Genomic DNA, 25,550 nt, shown 5'->3' with positions numbered 1-25,550 from the left:
AGGCTGTAATGTTTCAGCCTTCAGCGAATACCGCTATCCTTGCCCCCTTTCAGATTCAAAAGAAATCAGTTCTGTGAAAATTGACCGGCATAATTTGCGTATTTTGCGGGCGCTGCAAACCAACGCCCGTATTAGCAACCTGAATTTGAGTGAACAGATTGGTCTGTCGGAGAGTGCCTGCCTGGCTCGGGTTAAGCGCCTGACCAGTGAGCGCTACATCCGCGAATTTCTTGCCGAGATTAACTTGGATAAGGTGCGCCATGCAGAGTTTTATGTAAACGTGGCCCTTAAGCGCCAGGATGCGCGTACCAGTGAAAATTTCCGGCGGATTATCAATGACATCCCTCAGATAGTATCCTGTGTGAAGATGTCTGGTGAGTTTGACTATATGTTGCGTTTCGTTTGCCCTGATGCGGCGGACTTCAATCGGGTCTCTGAGCAGCTGCTGGCCAACGAGGAAGCTGCGATCTCACGTATGACCTCGCATTTAGTCATTGAAAAAACCAAACCTTTCACTGGCTATCCCCTGGAGCTGCTGTTTCAGGACTGAGCCAAAACCGCAGGTGGTGGGGCTGAATAGCCCTACCACTGGAGCCAAGGGCTAGATTAGTAGCGATAGAGTTCTATCCAGACACCACCAGCAGGCGACTGCGCCGATCAAGTAGGCAATTGGTGTTGCTATCCAGACTGTTATATTGCCCCTTTCCCACTTCTTTTCAGGCACCTGCTGCCCTGGGATGTATCGTTGATGAAGCAGCCTGAGTATGTGACAAAACCCTATGAATAGAGTGGCAGTGATGGCGACAAACAGTATTTGTCCAGCTTCCACACCCAGGTTAAAACTGAGAAGTGCCAGGGGGATAGAGCTTTGCGGTAGCCCAATATCCGCCAGAGCACCGGCAAAGCCGAGGCCATGCAGCAAACCGAAGGCGAAGGCCACAAGCCATGGCAGGCGCGTTGTCAGGCTGCTGTAACCATGACCCTTGGCCAATATTTCTCGGGCTATAAAGACAATGCTGAGAGCGATGATTACTTCGACAGGGGCTTGTGGCAGGGATAAATGCCCCAGGGTGGTGGCGCCCAGGGTTATGCTGTGAGCTAGGGTGAAACCGGTGAGGGCAAGCAGTAGCTGCTGCCAGCCACTGCAGAGCAACATTAGGGCCAGGACAAACAAGAGGTGATCTATGCCGAGTAGAATGTGTTCCAGGCCGAGCTTGAAATAGGTGCTGGTAACTTGATCATGGGATTCCTTTTTGCCGACAGTAAAGCCAGTGCGCTCGGGCATCAGTCGTTGGAATATTTCATTCCCATCTAGCCAGGCAATCCGTACAAGTACGTCGGTGAGGGTGTGTTCCAGCCCATCAATGGAGATGGGCAGTTGTGAAAGCGCATTGGGGTGATATATCTGCCAGCGCTCTGTATAAAATCCGTTTTGGAAGCCACCACTGGCTGGGCCAAGTACAGTAGAACCCAGGCCCAGATGTACATCCAGAGACAGCCGTAATTCTCCGCGCGCGGGCACTCGCCACATAACATCAAATCGCCGTGAGTCTATCTGTTCAATTTGGAGATAGGCGGATCGTAACTCATGGGCGGTGGTAGGGAGTGAGAGAGCAGCTATACACAGCACTAATAAGTATATTTTTGCCCAGCTTTTATAGTGCATCTTTTTCGTCCTGCTATAGTGTGGCAATTTCAGAGGGATGGGGCGTCAATACGTACTGTGTAATTTTCTCGGTACTGCTGATATTGCTGTTCCAGTTGTGCTTTTCGCCTGTTTAATTGCCAATCACGCAGCACCTGAGTCCGCACTTCTGAAAACTTGGCTGCGCTGCTGGGTTCATAATCATCTACGAAAACCAGGTGCCAGCCATAAGCGGACTTCAGTGGTCCAAACCAGTTTCCTGCGATGATTTAGTAAGTTGGCTGGAAAAGCCGGGGCCAAATAGCTGATCAATACGCGTGCTGCTCTTATTGTTTATCTGATTGGGCAATAGGCTACTGTCTCCGGCAGAGGCGTCTTCCAGGCCCTGGTTAAGCCGGATGAGGACTTTTTTAATATCCTCCTGGCTATTACTGGTTTGAAAATAGAGTTGTCGGAAGCTGAAGTGGGCTTGGCGCTGGTAGTCTTTCCCATTTTGCTCCATGTATTGCTGCAGCGTGCTTTCCGCCGGCTCAAAGTTGTCGGCAATATCCCTGGCGGCAAGTTCTATCTTCATACGTAAACGTCGCCGGATCACGGTGTCATTGTGATCCAGACCGAGGTTCAGCGCCTCACGGTACAATATTTCTTCTCGCACATAAGTTTCCACAAGCTGCTGTACCTCAACAGGAGAGGGTGCCCGTTGCCAGCGACGGGAAAATACTGCGGAAAGGTGCTCAATACGGTCCTCAGTTATGACAATTTTGTTGCGGTCCACCGATTGTTCTTGTACAAGCGTATCAAGGATAAACAGTGCACCGCCGATGATTAACATATGAGTGAGCGGCTCTTTGATTAGTGCTCTCATACTCGGGACCTGTTTGAAGTAACTGGTGGGAATGAAGTGGCGACCGGTAAGTATGGAAGGCGGTAAGTGTTTTGCCAGAAAGAAAAAGCTTTCCCTGCCGGCCAATTTACCAAGGAATGGTGACCTATTAGAAAGAGTGGCGGCTTGGGCCTCATATATACTTGAGGAAGGCTTTCGGGAAGGCTTGCGGTTTTGCGAGCCTTCCTAGACGTTAGATCACCGCTGGTGGAGGGGAGTTGCAGTTGAAATATTTGGGTAGAGTCTATTTAACTCTCAACTTGTTGATTTTTGCGTCTATAGGTCTGGGAGCTCTGTTTAATCCAGAGGCTTTCGCTGCAGCAGTTGGCCTGTCATTCATTTCCCCTGCAGCTGTGCCAGAGTTTCTTGCTACTTATGGTGGCTTTATGCTGGCAATTGCCGTAATTCTCTTAATTGCTCTGGCAATGCGGCCACACCGCCGGGCAGCCTATGCGGCTTTGTCGATTTCTTATATTGGGTTCGCCATGGGTAGACTTTTTGGCATGCTGGCAACCGGCAGCTTTGACGAGCGCAACTTGTTGTTTTTGGCCCTGGAAATATTGATGGTGGTCTGGGGACTTTTCTGTTATCGAGAATCTCGCTGGTTGCCGTTGCAACATGGACACTAAATGAGAGTTTTCCAATTCAAGTTGTACCTCTAAAGCTTTCGCTTATTGATAAATGACTTATTCTTTTCCCATCCAATAATTTTCCTTGTATTAATTATTGCCAAAAAGCCTGGCGAGGGCTTTCAGCCCTGGCCTGCTGTGTCTTTTTTATCAATTGAAAAATTGTTGCGCAGTGGCCCTGTATGGCCTCTGATTGGTGGGTGAAATGTCACAGTTCCAAAGCTTGGTTGAAGCCTTGGTTATCCTGGTTGCTCTCTGTGCCTCGGCAATCTGGTTGCGTAAGCACCGGGTGATTCTCGAAGAGGAGCAGGGCGTTTTTGGGCGCCTAACGACGGATTTTGCACTGCCCGCAGTCATCCTACTCAGTTTGAGTAAGGTTCCTTTTTCCTCTCAGGCGTTAATACCGGCTGCAATTTTGTTCGTGGTTAGCATCGGTATTATGGTGCCCGCGTGGCTCATCGGAAAAATGATGGGATTAGGTCGCAAGACACTTGGCTCTATTGTATTGGTGGCTGGGTTTGGCGGCTCATCCACCTTAGGACTATCGTTGATCCGGCGGGTTTTTAACAATAATCCACTGGTAATGAGAGATAGTGTACTGATAGGGGAATATGGCGCCTTATTATCCGTGTTTACTTTTGGTGTTGCCGTAGCTATTTACTTCGGCAGGGATGAGGGAAAAAGGGAAAGTCTGTGGGAAGCCTGCAGGCCTTTTTTTACATCGCCAATTTTCATTGCCATGATCCTAGGAACTGTTATTTCTCTTATTAGCTTGCCTCAGGGAAATGTCTTTGTTCAACTATTTGAAGATATTTTGCGAGTTTCGGGTCGGTCCCTGATTGTACTGGTGGCATTCAGTATCGGTTTGGCATTGCGTCCAATTGCGGTGCGTGAACTGGCGGGTCTGATTACTGTTGCTGTGCTTTTGAAGTTAGCGGCAGAGCCTCTTCTTGCCTGGGTTCTGGCGCTGTCTTTTGAGCTGCCACACCTGGAGCGGGAGTTACTGGTTTTACAGTCTGCTATGCCCTCTGGTGCGATTGCTGCTGTCCTGGCTAAACGTTATGGATGTGATGGTGCGGTTGCCTCAGCTATGGTGGTGGCGACAGCCTTTATCAGCTTGGTATCACTGCCACTCACGCTGTATTTGGGAGGATGAGCATTCGGGATCCGGACCTGTGAATATCAGTTGAATGCCACAGGTCCGACCGAACGCCCTATGCGATAATTTTTTCTCCGTCCTCCCTATCTGGAGTTGGTGCCGTCCCATGGGCTTGAGGCAGCTTTTCACCATGGAGCTCCCCGTCTACCGCTTGGCGGAAAACTTTCTTGTAGTCTTTGAATTCAGTACCCATCAACCGGTCCCACCAAGTGAAGTAGAAGCCATAATTACCCTGGAATCGTTGATGGTGAAGGTCGTGGTGGGTGGTTGTAGTCATATTGTCCAGCGGACCATCCACCCAGCTGCGTGGGTGAAATTCGCGGCCGGTATGTAGCATGGAGTTACGGAAAATCATTACAAACAGGAAACTGAGCCAGATAGTTGGGTGTAGGGGTATTGTTAGTGCAATCAGGGGGAGAAGAGCCCATTAACAAAAATTTCCCCGATTGAAAAACTGTAAGCCGTCCAGGGTGTGGGAGTCCGCGACATATGGTGCAGACGGTGGAAGTGTTTAAACACCCTTGGGTGGTGCATGGCCCTGTGGGTCCAGTAAAAGTAGGCGTCATGTAAAAGGATAACTACAGGCAGGCTGATCAGGTTCCACCACATAGGGTAATCACTCCACTGCCAGTAAAGCTTGGCAATGCCCATATCCTGCAGCAGATTAATAGTGATACCGAAAAGAGTGAAAATACAAACGGTCAGCATTGAGTAGCTGACTTCTCGTCGAATGTCCCCCCAGTTGGCTCGGCGTTCTTGAATTCGGCGCCGGTTCATCCAAGCGCGAAATAGCCAGCCTGCACAGATACTCATTACTGAAGCCGCCAGCACATAGCGAAATAGGGTTAATTTAAAGTGAGTGGCTCCGTAGTGACTCACGTCCATTAGAAAATCCATACTCTCACCATCAATATTGTATTGGAAATGGAGTCGCTGTTTTCCCGGTAGGATTGGGGCAGCGCGTGCGGTGGAGTTTCCAGTCTGGGGACGTTTTTTAATAGAGGCTTGCGGAAAATGAAAAAATGCTGACGGATTCCGAACGGCTGCCCAATCAGGCGGGCAGCTTCTCGCGACGGTACTCGGTGGGAGTCAAATTATGGCGGCGCTTGAAGGCAGCATTAAAGGGGCTGAGTGAGCGGTAGCCGATATCCAGGGCGATAGTCAGTACCGGAAGGTGCGCCTGTTCAGGGTCTGCAAGGCGGGCGCTGGCTTCATCAATACGGAACTGATTTAGATACTCATTAAAATTCCGATAACCGAGATGGCGATTAATCAGAGTGCGCAGCAGGTGTTCGCGAGTATCCAGTTGCTCTGCCAGCTCCCGAATAGTAAGACCCGTGTGACGGTAGCCGCCGTTTTCCATATGCTCCTGCAGTTTTACCAGCTGTGCCTGCTGCTGTTCATCCAGACTTGGCACTGGTTCTGGTGGTGGTGCCTCTTCCTCTGGGGATTCTACTGGTGCTTGTGAAAGGGACTCCCCCAAGGCGCTGGGTGCTAGTGCCAGCAGCCATAAACAAGCTGCCAGCGATAAAAGGCTGGCTAACAGTGCGTGTAGGGTCGGTACACCATTCGGCACAGGTCGGTAAGCAAACAAAGACTCGGCACTGATCACAATAAACATATAAGCGCCAACTACAATTAACAGGATTGCGCGCAGGCGGCGGCGCTCTTCCACAAGGTCGGATTGGAATTGCCCTAACAGTGTCAACACTCCCAAGCCAATCAGGGCGAGGCGTAGGAATTGGGATAGATTAAAGAAAATTTCCTGTGCGTTGGCGCTCACTGAAATTGGTGCGTGATTTGCCATGACGCTGAAGATGATGGAGAGGGAAATCGGGAGCCAGCCCCAATGTGGGAAGGATTCCTCCTCTCGGCATAGCAAATGTGTAAAAAGCCAAAAGGCGGCAGGCACCAGAATCACAGGCATATGAACAAGCATGGCAACGGTGCCACTAAGCGCGGGCAGTGTCGGTAGTAGCAGGTAGCAAATTACGCCTAGCAGGACCAGAATCAGCCACCGACCTGCAGCGAGCTGGTAGTGGTTAATGGATACTTTGGCAGCCGCCAGCAACAGTAAAGCGCAGGCCCCGCCAGAGAAAATAAATAACCGGCGGTCATGGCTTACCTCCAGCGGTTAGCCCAGGCATCCAGGACTTTGCTGCTATAGCTGTGGCGGCCATAGCTGCCATTGTAATAAGCGAGGGCATTGGCCAAGTTACCCTTGGCTTTCTTAATATAGTGCTTGAGGATTGTGCAGCCATAGCGCAGATTGGTATCCATATCGATCAGGTTGTCATCCGGACGCCCGATTTCCTTTTTCCAGAATGGCATCACCTGCATCATACCCTGGGCACCTACTCGGGATACCGCATAGGGATTGAAGGCGCTCTCGATCTGGATTACGGCGAGGACAATCTCCGGTCGTAGTCCCGCACGCGTCGCTTCGCGGTGCACCGCTTTCAGCACATGCATCCGTCTTTTAGGGTCTTTGATATAGCGGGATAGAGGCTGGGATTTTGACATCAGCCACACCTCTGCATCGAAGCGATCGACAAAACTGTCTGCCTGGCTGATGGCTTCTCTCAGGGCGAGGCGCAACTCGGGATCGACTTCATTGGAGATGCTCTGGGATTGGGCGCCACACCAAGATAAGCATAACCATATTGTGGCGATAGCTTTTTTTATCATGGCTTGGATTTTACGAAATCCTGACAAAATGGGCAGTGCCTTTTTGCGGACCTGTAACGCAAATCTACTTTATCGCGGAGTATTGGCAGGATACCCGGCCCGCTAAGGAGCCGGGATGGCGGGTTGTGGATTAGTGGCTGATTTTATCCAGTAAGACTTCTTCCAGCTGGGAGACAGCAAACTCCTGGCTTTCAGCATCGCCGCGCCCTTTGTACTCCACCACACCTTTTTCCAGGCCGCGGTCGCCGATTACGATACGGTGTGGGATACCGATCAACTCGACATCTGCAAGCATGGCGCCAAGTCGTGCCTTTGGCTCATCCATCAGCAATACATCGATGCCATTGTTGCGCAGGGATTCGTACAGGTGGTCGCACTTCTCCCGCACCACTTCGCTTTTGTGCATATTGATAGGCACGATCGCCAGCTGGAACGGAGCGATTGCATCTGGCCACAGAATGCCGGAATCGTCGTGATTCTGTTCGATCGCTGCCGCTACGATACGGGAAACACCGATGCCGTAACAACCCATCGGCATTACCTGTTCCTTACCGTTTTCGTCGAGTACAGTGGCATTCATTGCGCGGCTGTATTTGTCACCCAGCTGGAAGATATGGCCTACTTCAATGCCGCGTTTGATTTCCAGGGTCCCCTGTCCATCAGGGCTGATATCGCCGGGAACCACATTGCGCAGATCGGCAATACGGCCGAGCTCTACATCGCGACCCCAGTTCACGCCGGTATAGTGGTAATCGTCGCGGTTAGCACCACAGATGAAATCTGCCAAGTGCGCTGCTGATCTATCCACAACCATCTCGATCTTCATGCCCACTGGGCCCAGAGAACCGATATTGCAGCCCAGCTCGTCAGCGATACGTTGCTCTGGTGCGAACTCAAGCGGGCTTGCGATACCGGCCAGCTTTTCCGCTTTTAGTTCATTTAACTCGTGGTCGCCGCGGAGGACCAGCGCGACCAGTGGTGCGGTTTCCCCTTCTTCGCATGCGCCCATCACAATGAGAGTTTTCACCGAGTGGGCAGGGTCGCTCTTCAGGAATTCGCTGACATCGACGATGGTTTTCTGCCCTGGGGTGTGCACTTCCTGCATATCCCCACTGGGTGCGGCACGCTCACCGGCAGGGGCTACAGCTTCAGCCAGCTCTACGTTGGCTGCGTAACGGGACTCTGTGGAGAAGGCGATATCATCTTCACCACTTTGTGCCAGAACGTGGAACTCGTGGGAACTGGAGCCTCCGATAGAGCCGGTATCCGCCAGCACTGGACGGTAGTCCAGGCCAATGCGGTCAAAAATACGACAATAGGCATTGTGCATTATGTCGTAGGTTTCCTGCAGGGAGTCCGCATCGATATGGAAGGAGTAGGCGTCTTTCATGGTGAACTCGCGTGCGCGCATTACACCAAAACGGGGGCGAATTTCGTCGCGGAATTTGGTTTGTACCTGGTAGAAACTCGCCGGTAGTTGTTTATAGCTGTTGATCTCGTTGCGGATCAAATCGGTGATCACTTCTTCGTGGGTTGGGCCCAGGCAGAAGTGATTATTGTGGCGGTCCTGGATTCGCAGCAGCTCAGGGCCATACTGCTGCCAGCGGCCGGATTCTTCCCAAAGCTCTGCCGGTTGTACCACGGGCATTAGTACTTCCAGTGCTCCGGCTCGGTCCATTTCCTCGCGTACAATACGCTCCACCTTACGCAGCACGCGCAATCCTGTGGGTAACCAGGTGTACAGGCCGGATGACAGGCGACGGATCATACCCGCGCGCAACATTAGTTGATGGCTAATTACCACCGCGTCGTTTGGGGTTTCTTTTTGGGTTGCAATGAGATAACGGGATGCGCGCATAGGAATCTGTTGGGCTCAATTATCAGTAAGCTGGCTATTTTACGCTATTCATCGCGCAATAAATATTGCCGCTTGGTTCTGGTCTGGTTATTAAGATTGGGGGGCAGTGAGCTCTAACTGGCTCATATCCTATGTAAGCCAAATTAAGTAGGAAAGGGCGTTTTCCGAGTACATCAGTAAAAAACCCCGCATGAGCGGGGTTTTTTACTGAGGAAGAGGGATGTCTTAGGACTCCGCCATTTCTTTCAGCTTCTTCAGCGGACGAACTTTCACCTGAATGCTGGCCGGCTTGGCCTTAAAGGTGGTCTCTTCACCAGTGAACGGGTTGATGCCCTTGCGAGCCTTCTTGGCCGGCTTCTTCACGGTGGTGATTTTCATCAGGCCAGGCAGAGCGAACTCGCCAATAGCGCGCTTCTTGATGTGACCTTCGATGATATCGCTCAGCTCATCCAGAACAGACTGAACCTGTTTGCGGGACAGCTCAGTGTTTTCCGCAATTTGGTTCAGGACCTGGGTTTTAGTGTACTTTTCCTTGATTGCCTTTACTTTTTTGGCCGGTGCGGCTTTCTTAGCTGGAGCCTTTTTGGCAGCAGCTGTTTTAGTAGCAGCTTTCCTGGTAACAGCCATGGCTTACTTCCTTCTTTTGTTGTTTGGTATGTATCCGGTAAAAGTGTGTTTGGTCTCCCGCTGCGCTGCATCCAAAAAACGGCGGTCTCAGCGGGTGATGGAGGGAAGTATATATAGTTTTTGTTCGGCCGCACGGGGAAATACTGGAAAAATAGTGCTTTTTCTATAGTTTTTAGCCTTTTTGTGACTCTGAAACCCCTCTCGACAGGCCAAAAGGTGGGGGCAGCTTCTTCCCTTTGGGGGGCTCATGTATACTCTGTCCCCCTTTTTACAGCACCAGGTACTGAGTAATGCCGATCTATGAATACCAGTGCAATGCCTGCGGCCATGAAATGGAGGCCCTGCAGCGCATGAGCGATGACCCGCTCAAAGACTGTCCAGCCTGTGAACAGGCAGAGCTGCGTAAGAAAGTTTCCGCGGCTGGATTCCGCCTGAAGGGCGGCGGTTGGTATGAGACTGACTTTAAAACTGGTAATAAGAAAAACCTTGCCGGTGGCGCAGCCAATAATGGTAATGCCAAGGGCGACAAGCCCGCTAAGCCGGCGGCAAAGACGGCCTAGATCCGCTGTGCGGGTTTGCCCGCGCGGTGTACTCTCTACTTAAACTTTTCACCTATCGATAACGGGAATTTTCATCCATGCGCAGCGACTACTGTGGCGTCCTTCGTTCCGCGGACATAGACCGTGTAGTAACCCTCTGTGGCTGGGTCGATCGCCGTCGAGATCACGGCGGTGTGATCTTCATCGACCTGCGCGATCGCGAGGGTATTGTTCAAGTAGTATTTGATCCGGATGCTGCCGAGCATTTCGAAATGGCCGACCGCGTGCGCAGTGAATATGTGCTTAAGGTCACTGGGCGTGTGCGTGCCCGCGCTCCAGAGGCATTGAATCCAAATATGGATACAGGTGAAGTCGAGGTATATGGCACCGAGCTGGAAATTCTCAATGCAGCGGAAACCGTACCTTTCCAGTTGGATGAGCATACTGAAGTAGGTGAAGACGTACGTCTTAAGTACCGTTACCTGGATCTGCGCCGCAATGAGATGCAGAGCAATTTGTATTTCCGCTCCAAGTTGACCACTGCTATCCGCAATTACCTGGATGAACACGGCTTCCTCGATATTGAAACTCCAATCCTGACCCGTGCCACCCCGGAAGGCGCGAGGGATTATCTGGTCCCAAGCCGGACCCACGAAGGTAAATTCTTCGCCCTGCCGCAGTCTCCACAGCTGTTTAAGCAGTTGTTGATGGTTTCCGGCTTTGACCGCTACTACCAGATAGCCAAGTGTTTCCGAGACGAGGACCTGCGTGCGGACCGCCAGCCGGAATTTACCCAGATCGATATCGAGACTTCCTTCCTCGACGAGGAAGAGATCATGGCGATCACCGAAGGTATGGTCCGCAAGCTGTTTAAGGAATTGAAGGGCATTGAATTGGGCGAGTTCCCCCGCATGACCCACTATCAGGCCATGTTGCGCTACGGTTCCGACAAGCCGGATCTGCGTATTCCGCTGGAAATGGTAGAAATTAAAGACCTGATGACCGAAGTGGATTTCAAGGTATTTTCCGGACCGGCTAATGATCCTAAGGGCCGTGTGGCTGCGATCAAAGTACCTGGTGGCTGCGATAAGCTGACCCGCAAGCAGATCGATGACTACGGTAAGTTTGTCGGCATCTATGGCGCTAAGGGGTTGGCCTATGTGAAAGTCAACGATCGCGCTGACCTTGAAAACGGTCTGCAGTCTCCAATTGTTAAATTCCTGCCCCTGGAAACACGCGCGGCAATCCTCGACCGTTTGCAGGCGCAAGATGGAGATATTATTTTCTTCGGAGCGGATACGGCTAAGGTGGTTTCTGAAGCCCTGGGTGCATTGCGCTGCAAGCTGGGTGAAGACCTGGGTCTCTATACCAGCGAGTGGGCTCCCTTATGGGTGGTGGCCTTCCCGATGTTTGAGGAAAATGATGACGGTAGCCTCACCGCATTGCACCACCCGTTTACTGCGCCCTCTTGCAGCCCGGAAGAGTTGGAGAAAAATCCGCTCGAAGCTTTGTCGCGCGCTTACGATATGGTGCTAAATGGCACTGAGCTGGGTGGTGGCTCTGTACGTATCCATGATCAAGAGATGCAGCAGGCGGTATTCCGCATTCTCGGCATTGATGAGGAAGAGCAGCGCGAGAAATTTGGCTTCCTGTTAGATGCGCTTAAATACGGTGCGCCCCCCACGGTGGCCTTGCCTTTGGTTTGGATCGTCTGGTTATGCTAATGACCGGCAGCGACTCTATCCGCGATGTGATCGCTTTCCCAAAAACCCAGAGTGCGGCCTGTGTGATGACAGATGCACCGGGAACGGTGGACGCCAAGCAGCTGCGTGAATTAAGCATCCGCCTGCGCCAGAAAGAAGAACAAATCAGCTGATTTTCCCCGGTGGGCTATGCGAAGCGAGCCCGCGAAATCGTGTAGATGGACAGCTCGCTTCGCTTACTGGTCCATCCCACGCACAGACTGAAGAGAGACGACAATGGCCGGACATAGTAAATGGGCCAATATCAAGCACCGCAAAGCGGCCCAAGATGCCAAGCGGGGCAAGGTTTTTACCAAGATTATTCGCGAATTGACGGTTGCAGCGAAAGCGGGGCCGAACCCAGATGATAACCCGACGTTAAGGGCTACCATTGATAAAGCTCTGGGCGCCAATATGAAGCGCGATACCATCGATAAGGCGATCGCCCGCGGGGCCGGAAATGCTGAGGGTGAAAACTACGAAGCGGTTGTATACGAAGGGTACGGTGTTGGTGGTGTAGCGGTGTTGGTAGAGTGCCTGACCGACAACCGCAACCGTACGGTGGCCGAAGTGCGCCACGCTTTTTCCAAGCGCGGTGGAAACCTGGGTACAGATGGCTCGGTAAGTTACCTGTTCACGCGTAAAGGTCAGATGTTCTACGAGACTGGGGTCGATGAGGATTCGCTGATGGAAGCGGCCCTGGAAGCGGGTGCTGAAGATATCGAGACCAATGACGATGGCAGCGTTGAAGTTACCACTGAATTCCAGGACTACCTGACAGTAAAAGACGCGCTGGTAGAAGCTGGTTTTACTCCGGATAGTGCCGAGATTGCGATGATCCCCTCCACCACAGTTCCCCTGGATAAAGATGGTGCGGAGAAGGTGCTGGCGCTGGTCGAGATGCTGGAGGATCTCGATGATGTGCAAAACGTTTACACCAATGCGGATATTCCTGCAGAGGTCATGGAAGAGTTGGGCTAACTCCCGCTCACTGCAGGGCAGGGAGCGTCCTGCCTTGCCCCATGTGATTTTCGATACGCTCCTCGCAAGCTCTCCCTTGACGCTTTCATCTCACCTTGGGACACTCCCACCACTATATAAACATACAGATACCTGGGGAGCTGCCTCTTGACCCGAATCTTGGGTATTGACCCCGGCTCGCGTAAAACGGGCTATGGAATTATCGATGTGGAGCGGGGTAAGGCTCGCTATGTGGCTAGTGGGGTTATTCGTATTCCCGAGGGACCTCTGCCGGAACGCCTCAAGCTGATTTTCGATGCGGTGTGCCAGATTGCACAGCAATACCAGCCTGCACAGATGGCAATTGAAAACGTATTTATGTCCAAGAGTGCAGGCTCCGCCCTAAAACTGGGGCAAGCCCGTGGTGCCGCTATTGTGGCTGGGACCAATAGCGGCCTCGAGGTTGCCGAGTATGAAGCGCGCAAGGTCAAACAGGCGGTGGTGGGCAATGGCGGTGCAGATAAATTGCAAGTTCAGCATATGGTAAAAACCCTGCTGTCGCTGCCAGCGGCGCCCCAGGAGGATGCCGCTGATGCGCTCGCGGTGGCGCTGTGTCATATGCATACAGAGCAGACATTGGCATTTACCGCTGGAGATGGGGGGCGCGCAGTCGCTTCCGTCGCGGGCGTCTCAGTATGTGAATGGCTCCTGCCGCTCTCCCTCTTTCGTTGGGGCAGGTATAACAAATTTGGAATAACACATGATTGGACGATTGAGCGGCTCTCTGGCCGCAGTGCAGCCGCCGCTGCTATTGGTGGATGTGCAGGGAGTTGGCTACGAAGTGCTCGCTCCCATGACCACTATCTTTGAGCTCCCGGCCCTGGGTCAGCAGGTACAGTTGCACACCCATTTGGCCGTTTCAGAGACTGCCCAGCAGTTGTATGGCTTTATCCGTGATGCCGATCGTAAGCTTTTTCGGACCCTGATAAAGGTAAGTGGTGTTGGCCCCAAAATGGCACTGGCAATTCTGTCTGGACTCGACGGTGCGGCGTTGGCGCGCTGTGTTGCAGAAGACAATGTTGCAGCTCTGGTAAAAGTGCCTGGTGTGGGTAAGAAGACTGCTGAGCGTTTGATAGTGGAGCTGCGGGATAAGTTGACCCCGGACTTTGGTGATGCCAACGATATCCCCTTGATAGCCGCGACTGCCAGCCCCAGGGCAGATCATGCCGGAGAGGCTGAATGTGCCCTGGCGGCATTGGGCTACAAGCCAACTGAAGCCAGTAAAATGGTTGCGCGCGCCAGCAAGGAGCAGCCTGATGCAGATAGTGCTACCTTGATTCGCTTGGCCCTGAAGGGCATGGCGCCCGCGTAAATTGAGTGCCCTGGAGTTGTTGCGATGATAGAAGCTGATCGCCTGGTAGCACCTGATCCGGTAGGCCCTGCGGGCCACGAAGAGCAGTATGACCGCGCTGTGCGCCCCAAGACTCTGTCGGACTATGTGGGTCAGCCGGTGGTGCGTGAGCAGATGGAGATCTTTATCCAGGCCGCCAAACTGCGCAAAGAGGCCCTGGATCACACCCTGGTGTTTGGCCCGCCCGGCCTGGGTAAAACCACCCTTGCGAATATTATTGCTGCGGAGATGGGAGTGGCTATCAAGACCACTTCCGGGCCCGTGCTGGAAAAGGCGGGCGACCTGGCCGCCTTGATGACCAATTTAGAGCCGGGTGATGTGTTGTTTATCGATGAGATTCACCGCCTGAGCCCACATGTGGAGGAAGTCCTGTATCCGGCGATGGAGGACTACCAGCTGGATATCATGATTGGTGAAGGGCCTGCGGCACGCTCAATCAAACTGGATTTGCCACCTTTCACCCTGGTGGGCGCCACAACCAGGGCAGGCTTGCTCACCTCCCCCTGCGCGATCGCTTCGGCATAGTTCAACGCCTTGAATTCTATAACGTGAAAGACCTCACCAGCATCGTGCGCCGCTCCGCGGGCCTTATGGGGGTGGATATGGATGAGGGGGAGCCCTGGAGGTGGCGCGGCGTGCCCGCGGCACCCCGCGGATTGCAAACCGCCTGCTCCGCCGCGTCCGAGATTATGCCGATGTTAAGGGCAATGGCTCTGTGGATTCGGCCACCGCGGATGCCGCGCTCAATATGCTCAATGTGGATGCCCGCGGCTTCGACCAGCTCGACCGACGCATGTTGCTAGCCATGATTGAGAAGTTTGATGGCGGCCCGGTTGGGGTAGACAGCCTAGCAGCTGCGGTGAGTGAGGAGCGCGATACCCTGGAGGACGTACTTGAGCCCTACCTGATTCAACAGGGCTATATCGCTCGCACACCTCGCGGACGGGTGGTTACAGGGCTCGCCTATGAACATTTCGGCATACCAGCGCCGGATAAAAAGCAGTGAGAGGAAACCGGGTGAAAGGAGACTTCAGTATTCCCATGCGTGTGTATATCGAAGATACAGACGCGGGCGGCATTGTGTATTACGTGAATTATTTGAAATATATGGAGCGCGCGCGCACAGAACTGTTGCGCTCCCTCGGTTATGATAAGCCGGCGATGCCGGCGCAGGGGCTTTTACTGGTGGCGCACTCCGCCGAGATCCAGTACCGCCGCTCCGCTCTACTCGATGATGCATTGCACGCTACTGCGGCGATTGGCAAACTGGGGCGAGCCGCGGTGACTTTCGAGCAAAAAATCTGGCGCGGCGATGAGCTAATTTGCGAAGGTGTGGTCAAAGTTGCCTGTGTCGCTGACGACAGCCGCAGGCCCTGTGCCCTGCCGGAACCTATTTATTCAGCATTAAAGGCAGTTATTTAAGAAGATGAACGCCGGTGAACAACTTTCTCTTTGGGGGCTAATCCAGAACGCCAGCCTGTTGGTACAGCTCGTGATGCTGTTGCTTTTATTGGCCTCTGTGGTGTCTTGGGTCATGATTATCCAGCGCGGGCTTTACCTATCCCAGGCCAAGCGCGGCCTCAGTAGCTTTGAGCGTCGCTTCTGGTCCGGTGCGGACCTCAACAAGCTGTTTCGCGAGGGAAGTGAGCGCGCCGAAAAAGGCAAAACTGATGGGGTCGAATCCCTGTTCCGCGCCGGCTTTACCGAGTTTACCCGCCTGCGACAGCAGGGCAGCAGTGGCCCTGAAGCGGTTATGGAGGGTACTGAGCGGGCGATGCGCGTGGCCATGTCACGTGAGCAGGAAAAGGTGGAAATGAATCTGCCGTTTCTGGCTACTGTTGGCTCTGTCAGTCCCTATATCGGCCTGTTTGGCACCGTTTGGGGGATTATGAATTCTTTCCGCGGTCTCGCCACGATGCACCAAGCCACCATTGCCACGGTTGCCCCAGGTATCAGTGAGGCACTGGTGGCCACGGCTATGGGCCTATTTGCGGCAATACCTGCAGTGATGGCATACAACCGCTACTCGGCCAAAGCGGAGTGGCTGTTATCCAGCTACGAAACTTTTGCCGAGGAGTTTTCCTCGATCCTGCACCGCAAAGTGCACTCTGGCTGAGTAGTGAGTAGGCGAACCCTATGAGTGTGTTTCGCAAAGGAACCAAGAAGAAGCTGGTATCCGAAATCAATGTGGTGCCCTACATCGATGTGATGCTGGTGCTTCTAATTGTCTTTATGGTCACGGCACCATTATTGATGCAAGGGGTCAAAGTCGACCTGCCCAACGCGCCCTCGGCGCCGATGGAGGATACCGACGAGGAGCCGTTGATCGTGTCTGTACGAGCCGACGGTACCTATTACCTGAACCTGGGATCAGAGGAAAAAGAAGCTAAGCCACTGTCTGAAATCAAGGAGACGGTTGGCAAGGTTTTGCGCCAAAAGCCAAAAACCCCGGTGTTGGTATGGGGCGATACCGATGCCAGGTACGGCCTGATCGTGAATGCCATGACTGAGCTGCAACAGGCGGGAGCGCCCAGTGTCGGTCTGGTGACAGAGCCACCGCAGGGGTAGTGTGTCGGTGAATAAAGGCTTTTATGCACTGGCGATTATAATCAGCCTCCTGTTGCACGGAGCGCTGATTGCTGCCATCACTTATGGCTGGGAAGCCAGCAGTATGCCCGAGCGCAAACCGATGCCAAAGTTTGTGCAGGCCAAGCTGGTGACGATTGAAGCGGCAATACCGAAGAAGAAACTGCCGAAAAAGGTCGATAAAATAAAACAGCGTGCTGAGCGCGAGGCGGAGCAAAAACGCAAGGCTGAGGTCGAACGTAAGCGCCGCGCAGCCTTGGAGCAGAAGAAAAAGCTCGAGGCGGAAAAGAAGCGCAAGGCGAAAGTCGAAGCTGATCGCAAGGCGCAGGCAGAAAAAGCCCGTCGCGAAAAAGAACAGCAAGAGAAGGCGCGCAAAGAGAAAGAGCTTCAGGAGAAGCTGGCCAAAGAGCGCCAGAGTTCCTTTGATGAGGCACTTCAGGATGAAGAGGACCTGCTGGATGCCCCCGAGGCGGAACAGGCTTTAACTTCGGTTAGTGATGCGATCAATCGACATATTGCAGGTGTATGGAGTCGTCCACCTAGCGCCCGTAACGGTATGCTAACCACGGTAAAAATAAACTTTGTCCCCACCGGTCGGGTGGTGGCAGCTAATATCATCGAGAGTAGCGGAAATGCGGCTTACGATCGCTCCGTACTCACCGCCATTAAAAAGGTGGAAGTTTTTCCTGAGGTTGCCGAGTTGGCCAGGGAGGAACCGGTGATATTTGAGCGGGAAGTCCGTACAACTATAGTTAACTTTAGACCCGAAGATCTGCGCCAATGATCAAGAGCTTATTGAAAACAATTGTTATTTTTGCAATCGCCTCGGTGAGCCTAGGGGTTCGAGCCCAGCTGGTGGTGGATATTACCAGTGGTATCGATGACCCCACGCCGATCGCCGTATCTCCATTCAGCTGGTCTGGTGGCGGGGTACTGGCAGAAGATGTTTCCGGGATTATTTCCGCAGACCTGCGCCGGAGCGGCCTATTCTCTCCGGTGCCCAAAGAGGACATGCTGTCTTTTCCTAAAACCCCGGAGGATGTGGTGTTTCGGGACTGGCGTATTCTCGGCACCGAGTACATAGTGACTGGCCGCATTGAGCCCCAGGCCACCGGTTACCTGCTCACTTTTGATCTGGTCAATGTGTTTGGGCAGCATAAGGTGTTTACCAAGCAGGTGCGCGGTGGCCAGACCCAGTTGCGGGATATCGCCCATCGCGCCGCCGATGAAATCTTTGAAGCCATAACCGGTATTCGTGGTGCCTTCTCAACCGAAATGGTATACGTGCAGGAAGAAACCCGCGGCGGTAAACCCAGCTATGTGCTGATGCGCTCAGATATCGATGGCGCCCGCGCCAAGCAGATTCGCCGCTTTAATGCGCCGGTGATGTCTCCCATGTGGTCGCCAAATGGACAGGAGCTGGCTTATGTTTCTTTCGAGACCGGCCGCCCGGCGATATTCCGCGAGAACCTGCGCACCGGTGCGCGCAAGCAACTGACTAACTTCAAGGGCATCAATAGCTCGCCGACGTGGTCCCCCGATGGAACCAAGTTGGCCATGGTGCTCTCCAAGGACGGCAACCCGGAGATCTACGTACTGGATCTGGTGAGCAACAAGTTCACCCGTATGACCAGACACTTCTCCATTGATACCGAGCCAAACTGGATGCCTGATGGTAAATCGTTGGTTTTCACATCCGATAGGGGAGGAAAACCACAAATTTACCAATTGACTCTTGCCACTGGTCAAGTCGACCGCTTAACCTTCGATGGCGACTACAATGCGCGGCCGCGTGTTTCTCCTGATGGGAAGACGTTGGTCATGGTACATCGCAACCGGGGAACCTTTACCATCGCCACGATGGATATTAATTCGGGCAGAATGCGTGTCCTCACGGAGACCACACTGGACGAATCCCCTAGCATTGCACCGAATGGGGCAATGTTGATGTACGCAACCAAGCGCGGAGACAAAGGTATTCTGGCTGCGGTATCGCTGGATGCTGGGGTGAAGTACAACCTGCCCTCACAAAGGGGTGATGTCCGGGAACCGGCATGGTCGCCATACTTTGATTGAGGCGGGGGCCCGACGCGTTGATGCGTAGGGTGTTTAAAAGACCAATTTTAAAAATCTTTCAGGATTTTCGATAACACAAAAAAGCGGAGTAGCTTATGTTGAAATCAGTTAAAACAGGTTTTGGACTGGCCTGTGTATTTGCAGTAATGGCCGGTTGTAGCAGCACTGACAGTGAGCAGAGCGGTCAGGAAGTTGTAAACCAAACCGACATTGAAGCTCCGGTTGAGACCAATGTTGTAGACGATGGCGAGGCTCTGGCTCCTCTGGAAAACGTAGTTTACTTCGACTTCGACCAATCCCTTCTGAAGCCGGAAACCCGTGAGTTACTGATCCGTCATGCCGACCGTATGCGCAGTGCTTCTGGCTCTGTGCGTCTGGAAGGCCACGCTGATGAGCTGGGTACCCGTGAGTACAACCTGGCTCTGGGTGAGCGCCGTGCTAATGCTGTACGCGACTTTTTGGTACTGCAAGGCGTAGATGCAGCTACTCTGGAAGTGATCAGCTACGGTGAAGAGCGCCCGGCTCAAATGGGCTCTAACGAAGCTGCCCGTGCGATGAACCGTCGCGTTGTTATTAACTAATCGTCAAAATGGATGCCAATGGCTTTTACGATTAGAAAACTGGCGATTACCGCAGCATTAATGGCTGCGGCATCGCCCGTATTCTCCCAGGCTCCGATTGTGGATCTGTCTGCCAGCAGTCAGGAGCAGTCGATTTCCCCGAGCGATAGTGACGCTGCGGAAATGCAGCTCGCCCGTGCCGGAAGTCCGGCTCCGAAAGCCAAGACTAACCCCCAGGCCGAAGCCTACTACCAGATGCAAGTGCTGCAGCAGGAAGTACGTGAACTGAGGGGGACGGTCGAGGAGCTGCGCCACGAGATCAAACGTCTCAAGCAGCAGCGCACCGAGGATTATATGGACCTGGATCGGCGTATTGCCCGCCTCAGCGGTACAGAGCCCTCGTCTCAGCCGCCAGCCAATGCCGACGATGGCGGGGCAACTTCCGCTCAGGGCGGTAGCGCAATGCCTGCCAAGCCTCAGGGCCCAAAAGACGGCAAGAGTGAGCGCGATCGCTATCAGGCCAGTTTTGGCCTCGCCCGCAATGGCGACTACGGTGGTGCCAGCGCTGAGTTCAAGAGTCTGCTGCAAGACTTTCCCAATGGGCAGTACGCTCCCAATGCCAACTACTGGCTGGGTGAGATAGCACTAGTGCAGGGAAACCTGGAAGAGGCTCGAGAATGGTTTGTGGCACTGCTTGATGGCTACCCCAACTCCAATAAAGTCTGGGACGGTCGTTACAAGCTGGGTACTGTTTACCACCAGCTTGGTGACCAGCAGAAAGCCCGCAACCTGCTTGAGCAGGTTGCTGCCAGCGACGCCAGGGCATCAAACCTGGCGAAGAAGTATCTCCAGGAGAACTTTTAGTAGCGGATAATTCGTTACTCTCAAAGTACCATCGCTGGTTTTTTGAGCAGAAAAAGCCTATGATCCCGCGCCCGGATGGCATGTGCCCTCTGGGCGTTTTTGTGTCGGGTGTATATGTCCAGTCTGTCTAAAGAATCACTGAGAATTAGTGAAATTTTCTACTCCCTTCAGGGGGAAGCACGAGAAAGTGGCCTGCCAACAGTGTTTGTTCGCTTAACTGGCTGCCCGCTGCGCTGTACCTATTGCGACTCCGAATACGCTTTTTATGGTGGAGAGCGTATGACTCTGGAGCAGATATTACAGCAGGTAAAGCGCCATCCTGCGCGACATGTCTGTGTGACTGGCGGTGAGCCCCTGGCGCAACCCAATTGCCTGCCCTTGCTGGAGTCCTTGTGTGATGAGGGTTACTCAGTAAGCCTGGAGACCAGCGGGGCCATGCCTGTGGACCAAGTAGACCCGCGTGTCTCCCGGGTTGTGGATCTGAAGACACCAGCTTCTGGGGAGCAGCACCGCAACCGCATGGAAAATATGCAAGTGCTCACCCGCGATGACCAGATTAAATTTGTGATCTGCGATCGCGGCGATTACGAGTGGGCCAGATTTACGCTGGATCAGTACAGCTTGCCAGAGCGAGTAGGAGAAGTGCTCTTCTCGCCGAGTTATGAGCAGCTGCAGGCGCGGCAGCTAGCTGAGTGGATACTGGCGGATGGCCTGCCGGTACGTATGCAGATGCAGCTACATAAGTTGCTCTGGGGAGATATTCCTGGGGTTTAATTCCATGCCCGGGTTTGCCGTCTGCTGCGTATAAATAAATGAGGAACTGATGACTGCAAAGAAAGCGGTAATTTTGCTATCTGGAGGCCTGGATTCAGCCACCGTACTCGCTATGGCGAATGCTGATGGCTATGAATGCTACGCATTAGGGTTCGATTATGGTCAGCGCCATGAGGCCGAACTGTTAGCCGCGGAAAGGGTTGCCAAGGCCCAGGGTGCCCGTGAGCACAAGGTAGTCAAGCTGGACCTGCGCGCTATTGGCGGCTCTGCTCTGACCGATGACTCTATTGAGGTACCGGAAGAGGAAACTGCTGGCATCCCTGTCACCTATGTACCTGCACGAAATACGGTTTTCCTTTCTATTGCCCTCGGTTGGGCTGAGGTTCTGGGGGCGCAGGATATTTTCGTTGGTGTTAATGCGGTGGACTATTCTGGGTATCCCGACTGCCGCCCAGAATACATTGATGCCTATGAAAAAATGGCAAACCTTGCTACCCGTGCTGGCGTTGAGGGGCGCAAGCTCTCAATTCGCGCGCCTCTGATGCAGATGAGTAAAGCGGATATTGTGCGTGAAGGGACGCGTCTTGGGGTGGACTACAGTTTGACGGTATCCTGTTACCAGGCGCGCCCGGATGGAGCCGCCTGTGGGCGTTGCGATAGTTGCCGTCTGCGCGCAGCGGGTTTTGCAGATGCAGGCCTTGAAGACCCTACAGTCTATGCACAGTGACCGGTACCTGGTGCCAAATTTCAAAGAAAATACCTAACTCCTTAAATTTGTTGGATTTTTTTCGAATTAGGTATTGTCTTTTCGGAATAGATCCGTAAGATACGCAGCTCCTCACATTGAGGCACGGAAAAGGGTCGTTAGCTCAGTTGGTAGAGCAGTTGGCTTTTAACCAATTGGTCGCTGGTTCGAATCCAGCACGACCCACCATTTTCCACCGGGTAAGCACACAATTACCCAGTATGCTTTTTATATCTCCGCGCGAGAATAAAAGCTTCCTGAGTTGGGACATACCAAGATAGCCCAACGTTAAAGGGTCGTTAGCTCAGTTGGTAGAGCAGTTGGCTTTTAACCAATTGGTCGCTGGTTCGAATCCAGCACGACCCACCATCTCCAAAACCTCTCAGAATTCAGCGATTATGAGAGCATCTGAATTGCTCTACAGTCTCCTTCTGTCATCCGATTCCCGAGAGATTATTGCATAACTACATTTCGTCAACATGATTCCCCTCTTTGGCATAGTTTCCAATATTCTTATGGTGAAACTTAAATTCAGTTATGCCAGTGCGAATGTTGAAGTTGAATAGGGAAGTGGGCACAAATTTTTTTCCTATACTTTCAGTGCTTCTTTCTCATGGAGATATCCCTCTCGTTCAATAAAAATTAGCTCAGTGGTTGATCGGCCCAGGATCAGCCGATTTGAGAATAGTTTCTAAGTATTTAGCTTTTCTGTATCTCAATTGATTCAGTGCTATGGGGCGTAAGTCTCTCGTAGTCAGTTATCCACAGTCCGATCTGTAATTCTTATCGCGCATTGACCTTAGTGAAAATCAGCGCTGTTTTATAGCTGTATTCTGCAAAGAGCGATTGCTTTGGCTTTTTGGGTGGTTAATAGTACCTGTTTAGGCCATGCAGAATTTAGTGATAAAACTTTAGTGGAATTTTATTGCCAGGAATTGTTTCCGGGTTCATGAGACTTACTGAAAAAATAAAAAAAACTATAGTCTGAGAATTATCATTGGGCCGGTTAAAGTTGTTGCGAACTGATCTGGAATTACCGGTAAAGTGCCGCTGGTAGACTGGAGCAAAGCCTAATGGCGACTGACATTCTGACTGAAAATCCAATGTAGAGTTGTGGTACGAATATTGGATCTATTATCCGGTCATTTCAGCCATATCTTTAGGGTAGGGGGTGAAATGAATGTTGCTGAGACCGAGCAGAATGCTATTAGCGGAGGTGCTGTAATGGTTAATCAACTAGGGGGTGACAATTTACAGTTTGCTTCCCAGACAAATGGCAGCCAAACCGCCCAGGTAACACAAAATGGCAGTGGAAATATGGGGAGCGTTTTCCAATAGATAAGCCAAAGAAGGCGCAGGATATTAAGTGGATATGATCTTGTGGAAGGGGTTGCTGTTCCATTTTACAGTGTGCAAAAAGAATTTCTGAGTGGGAGCTTTCGTCAAGAAATTAAAAGATAATTGAGCAGTTATTCCCGGCTAAGATATTTTCCCATGGCTAGGGCAGCGAGTTCGCCGAGGTAAAGTGCAGAGGTTAAGCCGGGGGATTCAATACCAAAAAAGGCTAGCAACTGCAGGTTAGATGCCTGGCCTTTTTGATAGATGTAAAAATCGCCTGCAGGGGCACCTTTGGGGACCAGTTTTGGGCGTATTCCTGCGTAGTCAGCGTGTAAAGAGCCACTTGGTAGGCCGGGCCAATACCGGCGGATGTTTCGATAGAATTTTTCCCCGCGCTTTGCGTCAATGCTGTAGTCAATCGCATTGACCCATTCTACATCAGGCCCAAATCGAGCATGGCCGGCTAAATCGAGAGTGAGATGTATACCCAGCCCACCTTGGTCAGGCAGGGGGTAAATCAAGTGTGAGAAAGGAGCCTTACCGGATAGGGTAAAGTAGCTCCCCTTGGCCATATATAGTGGTGGGATTGCTCTGAGAGTGGCTTCATCTATGCCGGAAAGCAACTTATTGGTGTGGAGTCCTGCGGCTACTACCAGCCGGGGTGTCTTGAGCTGGTAGCCATCCTCCATTGTCAGCAGATAGTCGTGCCCAGTGAACGACAGGTTTGTGACTCTGGTTGATAGGGCTAGTTGGCCACCTTGATCTTCCAGGGCTCCCTGAAGAGCGAGTAGCAGGGCGTGGCTATCAAAAATGCCTGTCGTTGGGGAATAAATTGCAGCGCAGCACTCCAAATCGGGTTCCAGCTTTCGGACATCCTTTGCAGTAAGAATTTGCAGCCCCCCTGCGTTGTTTGCATCGCCTTGTACTTTCAATGCATGTAGTTGAGGCAATTGGTCCTCGCTGGTGGCCACGATTAACTTACCGATGCGCTTGTGCGCTACGGCATATTGCCCGCAGAACCTGTAGAGCCTGGACTTGCCTTCGACGCACGCACGGGCTTTTAGGCTATTAGTCGGGTAGTAGATCCCTGCATGAATGACTTCGCTGCTGCGAGCGCTGATCTCCGTACCTATAGCATTGTGTTGCTCGAGTACTATAACCCGGCGACCAGAGCGGGCGAGTGCATTAGCACTGGCAAGACCCAGGGCTCCGGCCCCGATCACTATGCAATCAGCTGTATCCATAAATTCCTTTGGGGACGGTCAAAACCAGGAGGAATGCGCAGATACAAACTCCAGGCAGTCGGCGCTGTCCAATGGCGTAGTAACTATAGATGAGGTTGTGAAAGCACTGTGTTGGCGCTGCAATGCGCTATAATGCGCCCTTTTCGCGAGTAGTGGTAGTTAGCCATGACCCAAAAGTCCGTTGCCGCAGAAACGGTAGAATCCCGCTCACTGGTGCAGGCACACCTGGCGGAGCCGGTTGTGACTCAATACAGTGATGAGGAATTGCAAGGCTGGCGTGAACGTATCAAGCGCCTGTTAGAAGAGCAGAATGCCGTACTGGTGGCTCACTATTATACGGATCCACTGATCCAGGCTCTGGCTGAAGAGACGGGCGGCTGTGTATCTGACTCCTTGGAAATGGCCCGCTTTGGCGCTAGGCATAGCGCTGATACTCTCGTGGTGGCGGGGGTGAAATTTATGGGGGAGACGGCCAAGATCCTGACCCCGAACAAGCGTGTCCTGATGCCTACTCTGGAGGCCACCTGTTCCCTGGACCTGGGCTGTCCACCCGATGAATTTTCAGAATTCTGTGACCAGCATCCCGATCGCACAGTAGTGGTATATGCCAACACGTCCGCTGCGGTAAAGGCACGCGCGGATTGGGTGGTAACCTCCAGCATCGCTCTGGATGTAGTAGATCACCTAGATGCCAACGGTGAGAAAATCCTCTGGGCACCGGATAAGCATCTTGGTGGCTACGTTCAGCGCGAGACCGGCGCAGACGTCTTACTGTGGGATGGCTCCTGTATTGTGCATGAGGAGTTCAAGGCCAAGGGAGTGGAAGACCTGAAAGCCCTGTATCCAGATGCGGTGGTATTGGTACACCCGGAATCTCCCGCGTCGGTGGTTGCTTTGGCGGATGTCGTAGGCTCCACTTCGCAGATTATCAACGCGGCCAAAACCCGCCCGGAAAAGCGCTTTATCGTAGCCACCGATCAGGGCATCTTCTACAAAATGCAGCAGGAGTGTCCAGATAAGGAACTGATGGTTGCGCCTACTGCCGGTGCCGGTGCCACTTGTCGCAGCTGTGCCAACTGCCCTTGGATGGCGATGAACTCCCTGGAAAATCTCTGTGGGGTTTTGGAGCGCGGCGATAATGAAATTTTTGTAGATGCGGAGCTGGGCCGCAAGGCAATGATTCCCCTGCAGCGAATGTTGGATTTTCGCAAGGCCTGACGGG

26 protein-coding genes, 2 tRNA genes and 3 pseudogenes are annotated in these 25,550 nt (G+C 52.7%); 22 read left to right on the top strand and 9 right to left on the bottom strand.

The window, feature by feature from the left end; translation table 11 throughout:
- Positions 1–73 precede the first annotated feature (73 nt).
- Positions 74–550, top strand: a complete 477-nt coding sequence (locus P3339_RS19555; RefSeq protein WP_282951640.1) for an Lrp/AsnC family transcriptional regulator — start codon at positions 74–76, stop codon at positions 548–550.
- Between the two features lie 51 nt (positions 551–601).
- On the opposite strand, the gene P3339_RS19550 is transcribed toward P3339_RS19555, so the two are convergent.
- Both P3339_RS19550 and P3339_RS19545 read right to left on the bottom strand, forming a co-directional pair.
- Positions 602–1,531 carry a HupE/UreJ family protein gene (locus P3339_RS19550; RefSeq protein WP_282951639.1) on the bottom strand — a complete coding sequence of 310 codons (930 nt, stop codon included), beginning with the start codon at positions 1,529–1,531 and terminating at the stop codon, positions 602–604.
- 352 nt (positions 1,532–1,883) lie between these two features.
- Entirely contained in the window at positions 1,884–2,510 is a 627-nt protein-coding gene (locus P3339_RS19545; protein ID WP_282951638.1) for a hypothetical protein, read from the bottom strand.
- Positions 2,511–2,752: 242 nt separating this feature from the next.
- On the opposite strand from P3339_RS19545, the gene P3339_RS19540 reads away from it, so the two are divergent.
- Together P3339_RS19540 and P3339_RS19535 are read left to right on the top strand one after the other, a co-directional pair.
- Positions 2,753–3,157, top strand: a complete 405-nt coding sequence (locus P3339_RS19540; RefSeq protein ID WP_169337095.1) for a DUF4345 family protein — start codon at positions 2,753–2,755, stop codon at positions 3,155–3,157.
- Positions 3,158–3,362: 205 nt separating this feature from the next.
- Positions 3,363–4,313: an AEC family transporter gene (locus P3339_RS19535; RefSeq protein ID WP_020411947.1), complete on the top strand. Its 951-nt coding sequence runs from the start codon at positions 3,363–3,365 to the stop codon at positions 4,311–4,313.
- 58 nt (positions 4,314–4,371) lie between these two features.
- Here P3339_RS19535 and P3339_RS19530 read toward each other — a convergent pair whose 3' ends face one another.
- The 6 genes from P3339_RS19530 to P3339_RS19505 form a co-directional block, all read right to left on the bottom strand.
- Complete coding sequence (locus P3339_RS19530) at positions 4,372–4,680, bottom strand: sterol desaturase family protein (protein ID WP_282953625.1); 309 nt, start codon at positions 4,678–4,680, stop codon at positions 4,372–4,374.
- A 44-nt stretch (positions 4,681–4,724) separates the two neighbouring features.
- Positions 4,725–5,213, bottom strand: a complete 489-nt coding sequence (locus tag P3339_RS19525; protein WP_282951637.1) for a sterol desaturase family protein — start codon at positions 5,211–5,213, stop codon at positions 4,725–4,727.
- 154 nt (positions 5,214–5,367) lie between these two features.
- The gene (locus tag P3339_RS19520; RefSeq protein ID WP_282951636.1) at positions 5,368–6,387 is read right to left on the bottom strand and encodes a helix-turn-helix transcriptional regulator; all 1,020 of its coding nucleotides are present in this window, start codon (positions 6,385–6,387) and stop codon (positions 5,368–5,370) included.
- A gap of 50 nt (positions 6,388–6,437) precedes the next feature.
- The gene (locus P3339_RS19515; RefSeq protein WP_282951635.1) at positions 6,438–7,004 is read right to left on the bottom strand and encodes a lytic transglycosylase domain-containing protein; all 567 of its coding nucleotides are present in this window, start codon (positions 7,002–7,004) and stop codon (positions 6,438–6,440) included.
- Between the two features lie 130 nt (positions 7,005–7,134).
- Positions 7,135–8,862, bottom strand: coding sequence for a proline--tRNA ligase (locus P3339_RS19510; protein ID WP_282951634.1), 1,728 nt, complete (start codon positions 8,860–8,862; stop codon positions 7,135–7,137).
- Between the two features lie 225 nt (positions 8,863–9,087).
- The gene (locus P3339_RS19505; protein WP_020411952.1) at positions 9,088–9,489 is read right to left on the bottom strand and encodes an HU family DNA-binding protein; all 402 of its coding nucleotides are present in this window, start codon (positions 9,487–9,489) and stop codon (positions 9,088–9,090) included.
- 290 nt (positions 9,490–9,779) lie between these two features.
- Between P3339_RS19505 and P3339_RS19500 the strand changes: the two genes are divergently transcribed.
- The 18 genes and pseudogenes from P3339_RS19500 (at position 9,780) to P3339_RS19415 (ending at position 23,084) form a co-directional block, all read left to right on the top strand.
- Positions 9,780–10,049: an FmdB family zinc ribbon protein gene (locus tag P3339_RS19500; protein WP_020411953.1), complete on the top strand. Its 270-nt coding sequence runs from the start codon at positions 9,780–9,782 to the stop codon at positions 10,047–10,049.
- 77 nt (positions 10,050–10,126) lie between these two features.
- Positions 10,127–11,904, top strand: a pseudogene (gene aspS / locus P3339_RS19495) (aspartate--tRNA ligase).
- A 103-nt stretch (positions 11,905–12,007) separates the two neighbouring features.
- Positions 12,008–12,751: a YebC/PmpR family DNA-binding transcriptional regulator gene (locus P3339_RS19490; protein ID WP_282951633.1), complete on the top strand. Its 744-nt coding sequence runs from the start codon at positions 12,008–12,010 to the stop codon at positions 12,749–12,751.
- A gap of 147 nt (positions 12,752–12,898) precedes the next feature.
- Positions 12,899–13,431 (top strand): annotated as a pseudogene (gene ruvC, locus P3339_RS19485) (crossover junction endodeoxyribonuclease RuvC).
- Between the two features lie 59 nt (positions 13,432–13,490).
- Complete coding sequence (ruvA, locus tag P3339_RS19480; RefSeq protein WP_282951632.1) at positions 13,491–14,102, top strand: Holliday junction branch migration protein RuvA; 612 nt, start codon at positions 13,491–13,493, stop codon at positions 14,100–14,102.
- A gap of 24 nt (positions 14,103–14,126) precedes the next feature.
- Positions 14,127–15,147, top strand: a pseudogene (gene ruvB, locus P3339_RS19475) (Holliday junction branch migration DNA helicase RuvB).
- An 11-nt stretch (positions 15,148–15,158) separates the two neighbouring features.
- A complete protein-coding gene (locus P3339_RS19470) occupies positions 15,159–15,563 on the top strand; it encodes a YbgC/FadM family acyl-CoA thioesterase (protein WP_282951631.1) in 405 nt (134 codons plus the stop codon).
- 4 nt (positions 15,564–15,567) lie between these two features.
- Positions 15,568–16,257: a protein TolQ gene (gene tolQ / locus P3339_RS19465; protein WP_020411960.1), complete on the top strand. Its 690-nt coding sequence runs from the start codon at positions 15,568–15,570 to the stop codon at positions 16,255–16,257.
- A 20-nt stretch (positions 16,258–16,277) separates the two neighbouring features.
- Positions 16,278–16,709: a protein TolR gene (tolR, locus tag P3339_RS19460; RefSeq protein ID WP_282951630.1), complete on the top strand. Its 432-nt coding sequence runs from the start codon at positions 16,278–16,280 to the stop codon at positions 16,707–16,709.
- A 7-nt stretch (positions 16,710–16,716) separates the two neighbouring features.
- A complete protein-coding gene (gene tolA, locus P3339_RS19455; RefSeq protein ID WP_282951629.1) occupies positions 16,717–17,511 on the top strand; it encodes a cell envelope integrity protein TolA in 795 nt (264 codons plus the stop codon).
- A complete protein-coding gene (gene tolB, locus P3339_RS19450) occupies positions 17,508–18,803 on the top strand; it encodes a Tol-Pal system beta propeller repeat protein TolB (RefSeq protein WP_282951628.1) in 1,296 nt (431 codons plus the stop codon). Before tolA ends, tolB begins: the two co-directional genes overlap by 4 nt.
- Positions 18,804–18,898: 95 nt before the next feature.
- Complete coding sequence (locus P3339_RS19445; RefSeq protein ID WP_020411964.1) at positions 18,899–19,384, top strand: OmpA family protein; 486 nt, start codon at positions 18,899–18,901, stop codon at positions 19,382–19,384.
- A gap of 18 nt (positions 19,385–19,402) precedes the next feature.
- Positions 19,403–20,227, top strand: coding sequence for a tol-pal system protein YbgF (gene ybgF / locus P3339_RS19440; RefSeq protein ID WP_282951627.1), 825 nt, complete (start codon positions 19,403–19,405; stop codon positions 20,225–20,227).
- 114 nt (positions 20,228–20,341) lie between these two features.
- Positions 20,342–21,001: a 7-carboxy-7-deazaguanine synthase QueE gene (gene queE, locus P3339_RS19435; RefSeq protein WP_282951626.1), complete on the top strand. Its 660-nt coding sequence runs from the start codon at positions 20,342–20,344 to the stop codon at positions 20,999–21,001.
- 49 nt (positions 21,002–21,050) lie between these two features.
- Complete coding sequence (queC, locus tag P3339_RS19430; protein WP_282951625.1) at positions 21,051–21,728, top strand: 7-cyano-7-deazaguanine synthase QueC; 678 nt, start codon at positions 21,051–21,053, stop codon at positions 21,726–21,728.
- Positions 21,729–21,859: 131 nt separating this feature from the next.
- A tRNA-Lys gene (locus P3339_RS19425) sits at positions 21,860–21,935 on the top strand.
- A gap of 104 nt (positions 21,936–22,039) precedes the next feature.
- Positions 22,040–22,115: transfer RNA gene (locus P3339_RS19420), tRNA-Lys, on the top strand.
- A gap of 807 nt (positions 22,116–22,922) precedes the next feature.
- On the top strand, positions 22,923–23,084 hold the full coding sequence (locus tag P3339_RS19415) for a hypothetical protein (RefSeq protein ID WP_020411969.1): 162 nt from the start codon (positions 22,923–22,925) through the stop codon (positions 23,082–23,084).
- Between the two features lie 131 nt (positions 23,085–23,215).
- Here P3339_RS19415 and P3339_RS19410 read toward each other — a convergent pair whose 3' ends face one another.
- Complete coding sequence (locus P3339_RS19410; RefSeq protein WP_282951624.1) at positions 23,216–24,328, bottom strand: NAD(P)/FAD-dependent oxidoreductase; 1,113 nt, start codon at positions 24,326–24,328, stop codon at positions 23,216–23,218.
- A gap of 165 nt (positions 24,329–24,493) precedes the next feature.
- Here P3339_RS19410 and nadA point away from each other — a divergent pair, with 165 nt between their 5' ends.
- Entirely contained in the window at positions 24,494–25,546 is a 1,053-nt protein-coding gene (nadA, locus tag P3339_RS19405; RefSeq protein ID WP_282951623.1) for a quinolinate synthase NadA, read from the top strand.
- Positions 25,547–25,550 lie beyond the last annotated feature (4 nt).

It is taken from the genome of Microbulbifer sp. MLAF003 (assembly GCF_030012965.1).
Taxonomy (GTDB): Bacteria; Pseudomonadota; Gammaproteobacteria; order Pseudomonadales; family Cellvibrionaceae; genus Microbulbifer; species Microbulbifer variabilis.
Note: the sequence above shows the minus strand (reverse complement) of the source record. Positions and strands in the feature narration are given on the sequence as shown.

Excerpts from the sequence above, each read along its gene's own strand:
- P3339_RS19550 (WP_282951639.1), bottom strand. The coding sequence starts at position 1,531 with ATGTGGCGAGTGCCCGCGCGCGGAGAATTACGGCTGTCTCTGGATGTA.
- P3339_RS19545 (WP_282951638.1), bottom strand. The coding sequence starts at position 2,510 with ATGAGAGCACTAATCAAAGAGCCGCTCACTCATATGTTAATCATCGGC.
- P3339_RS19535 (WP_020411947.1), top strand. The coding sequence starts at position 3,363 with ATGTCACAGTTCCAAAGCTTGGTTGAAGCCTTGGTTATCCTGGTTGCT.
- P3339_RS19525 (WP_282951637.1), bottom strand. The coding sequence starts at position 5,213 with ATGGATTTTCTAATGGACGTGAGTCACTACGGAGCCACTCACTTTAAA.
- P3339_RS19515 (WP_282951635.1), bottom strand. The coding sequence starts at position 7,004 with ATGATAAAAAAAGCTATCGCCACAATATGGTTATGCTTATCTTGGTGT.
- P3339_RS19510 (WP_282951634.1), bottom strand. The coding sequence starts at position 8,862 with ATGCGCGCATCCCGTTATCTCATTGCAACCCAAAAAGAAACCCCAAAC.
- P3339_RS19505 (WP_020411952.1), bottom strand. The coding sequence starts at position 9,489 with ATGGCTGTTACCAGGAAAGCTGCTACTAAAACAGCTGCTGCCAAAAAG.
- P3339_RS19500 (WP_020411953.1), top strand. The coding sequence starts at position 9,780 with ATGCCGATCTATGAATACCAGTGCAATGCCTGCGGCCATGAAATGGAG.
- P3339_RS19490 (WP_282951633.1), top strand. The coding sequence starts at position 12,008 with ATGGCCGGACATAGTAAATGGGCCAATATCAAGCACCGCAAAGCGGCC.
- ruvA (WP_282951632.1), top strand. The coding sequence starts at position 13,491 with ATGATTGGACGATTGAGCGGCTCTCTGGCCGCAGTGCAGCCGCCGCTG.
- tolQ (WP_020411960.1), top strand. The coding sequence starts at position 15,568 with ATGAACGCCGGTGAACAACTTTCTCTTTGGGGGCTAATCCAGAACGCC.
- tolR (WP_282951630.1), top strand. The coding sequence starts at position 16,278 with ATGAGTGTGTTTCGCAAAGGAACCAAGAAGAAGCTGGTATCCGAAATC.
- tolB (WP_282951628.1), top strand. The coding sequence starts at position 17,508 with ATGATCAAGAGCTTATTGAAAACAATTGTTATTTTTGCAATCGCCTCG.
- P3339_RS19445 (WP_020411964.1), top strand. The coding sequence starts at position 18,899 with ATGTTGAAATCAGTTAAAACAGGTTTTGGACTGGCCTGTGTATTTGCA.
- ybgF (WP_282951627.1), top strand. The coding sequence starts at position 19,403 with ATGGCTTTTACGATTAGAAAACTGGCGATTACCGCAGCATTAATGGCT.
- queE (WP_282951626.1), top strand. The coding sequence starts at position 20,342 with ATGTCCAGTCTGTCTAAAGAATCACTGAGAATTAGTGAAATTTTCTAC.
- queC (WP_282951625.1), top strand. The coding sequence starts at position 21,051 with ATGACTGCAAAGAAAGCGGTAATTTTGCTATCTGGAGGCCTGGATTCA.
- P3339_RS19415 (WP_020411969.1), top strand. The coding sequence starts at position 22,923 with ATGAATGTTGCTGAGACCGAGCAGAATGCTATTAGCGGAGGTGCTGTA.
- P3339_RS19410 (WP_282951624.1), bottom strand. The coding sequence starts at position 24,328 with ATGGATACAGCTGATTGCATAGTGATCGGGGCCGGAGCCCTGGGTCTT.
- nadA (WP_282951623.1), top strand. The coding sequence starts at position 24,494 with ATGACCCAAAAGTCCGTTGCCGCAGAAACGGTAGAATCCCGCTCACTG.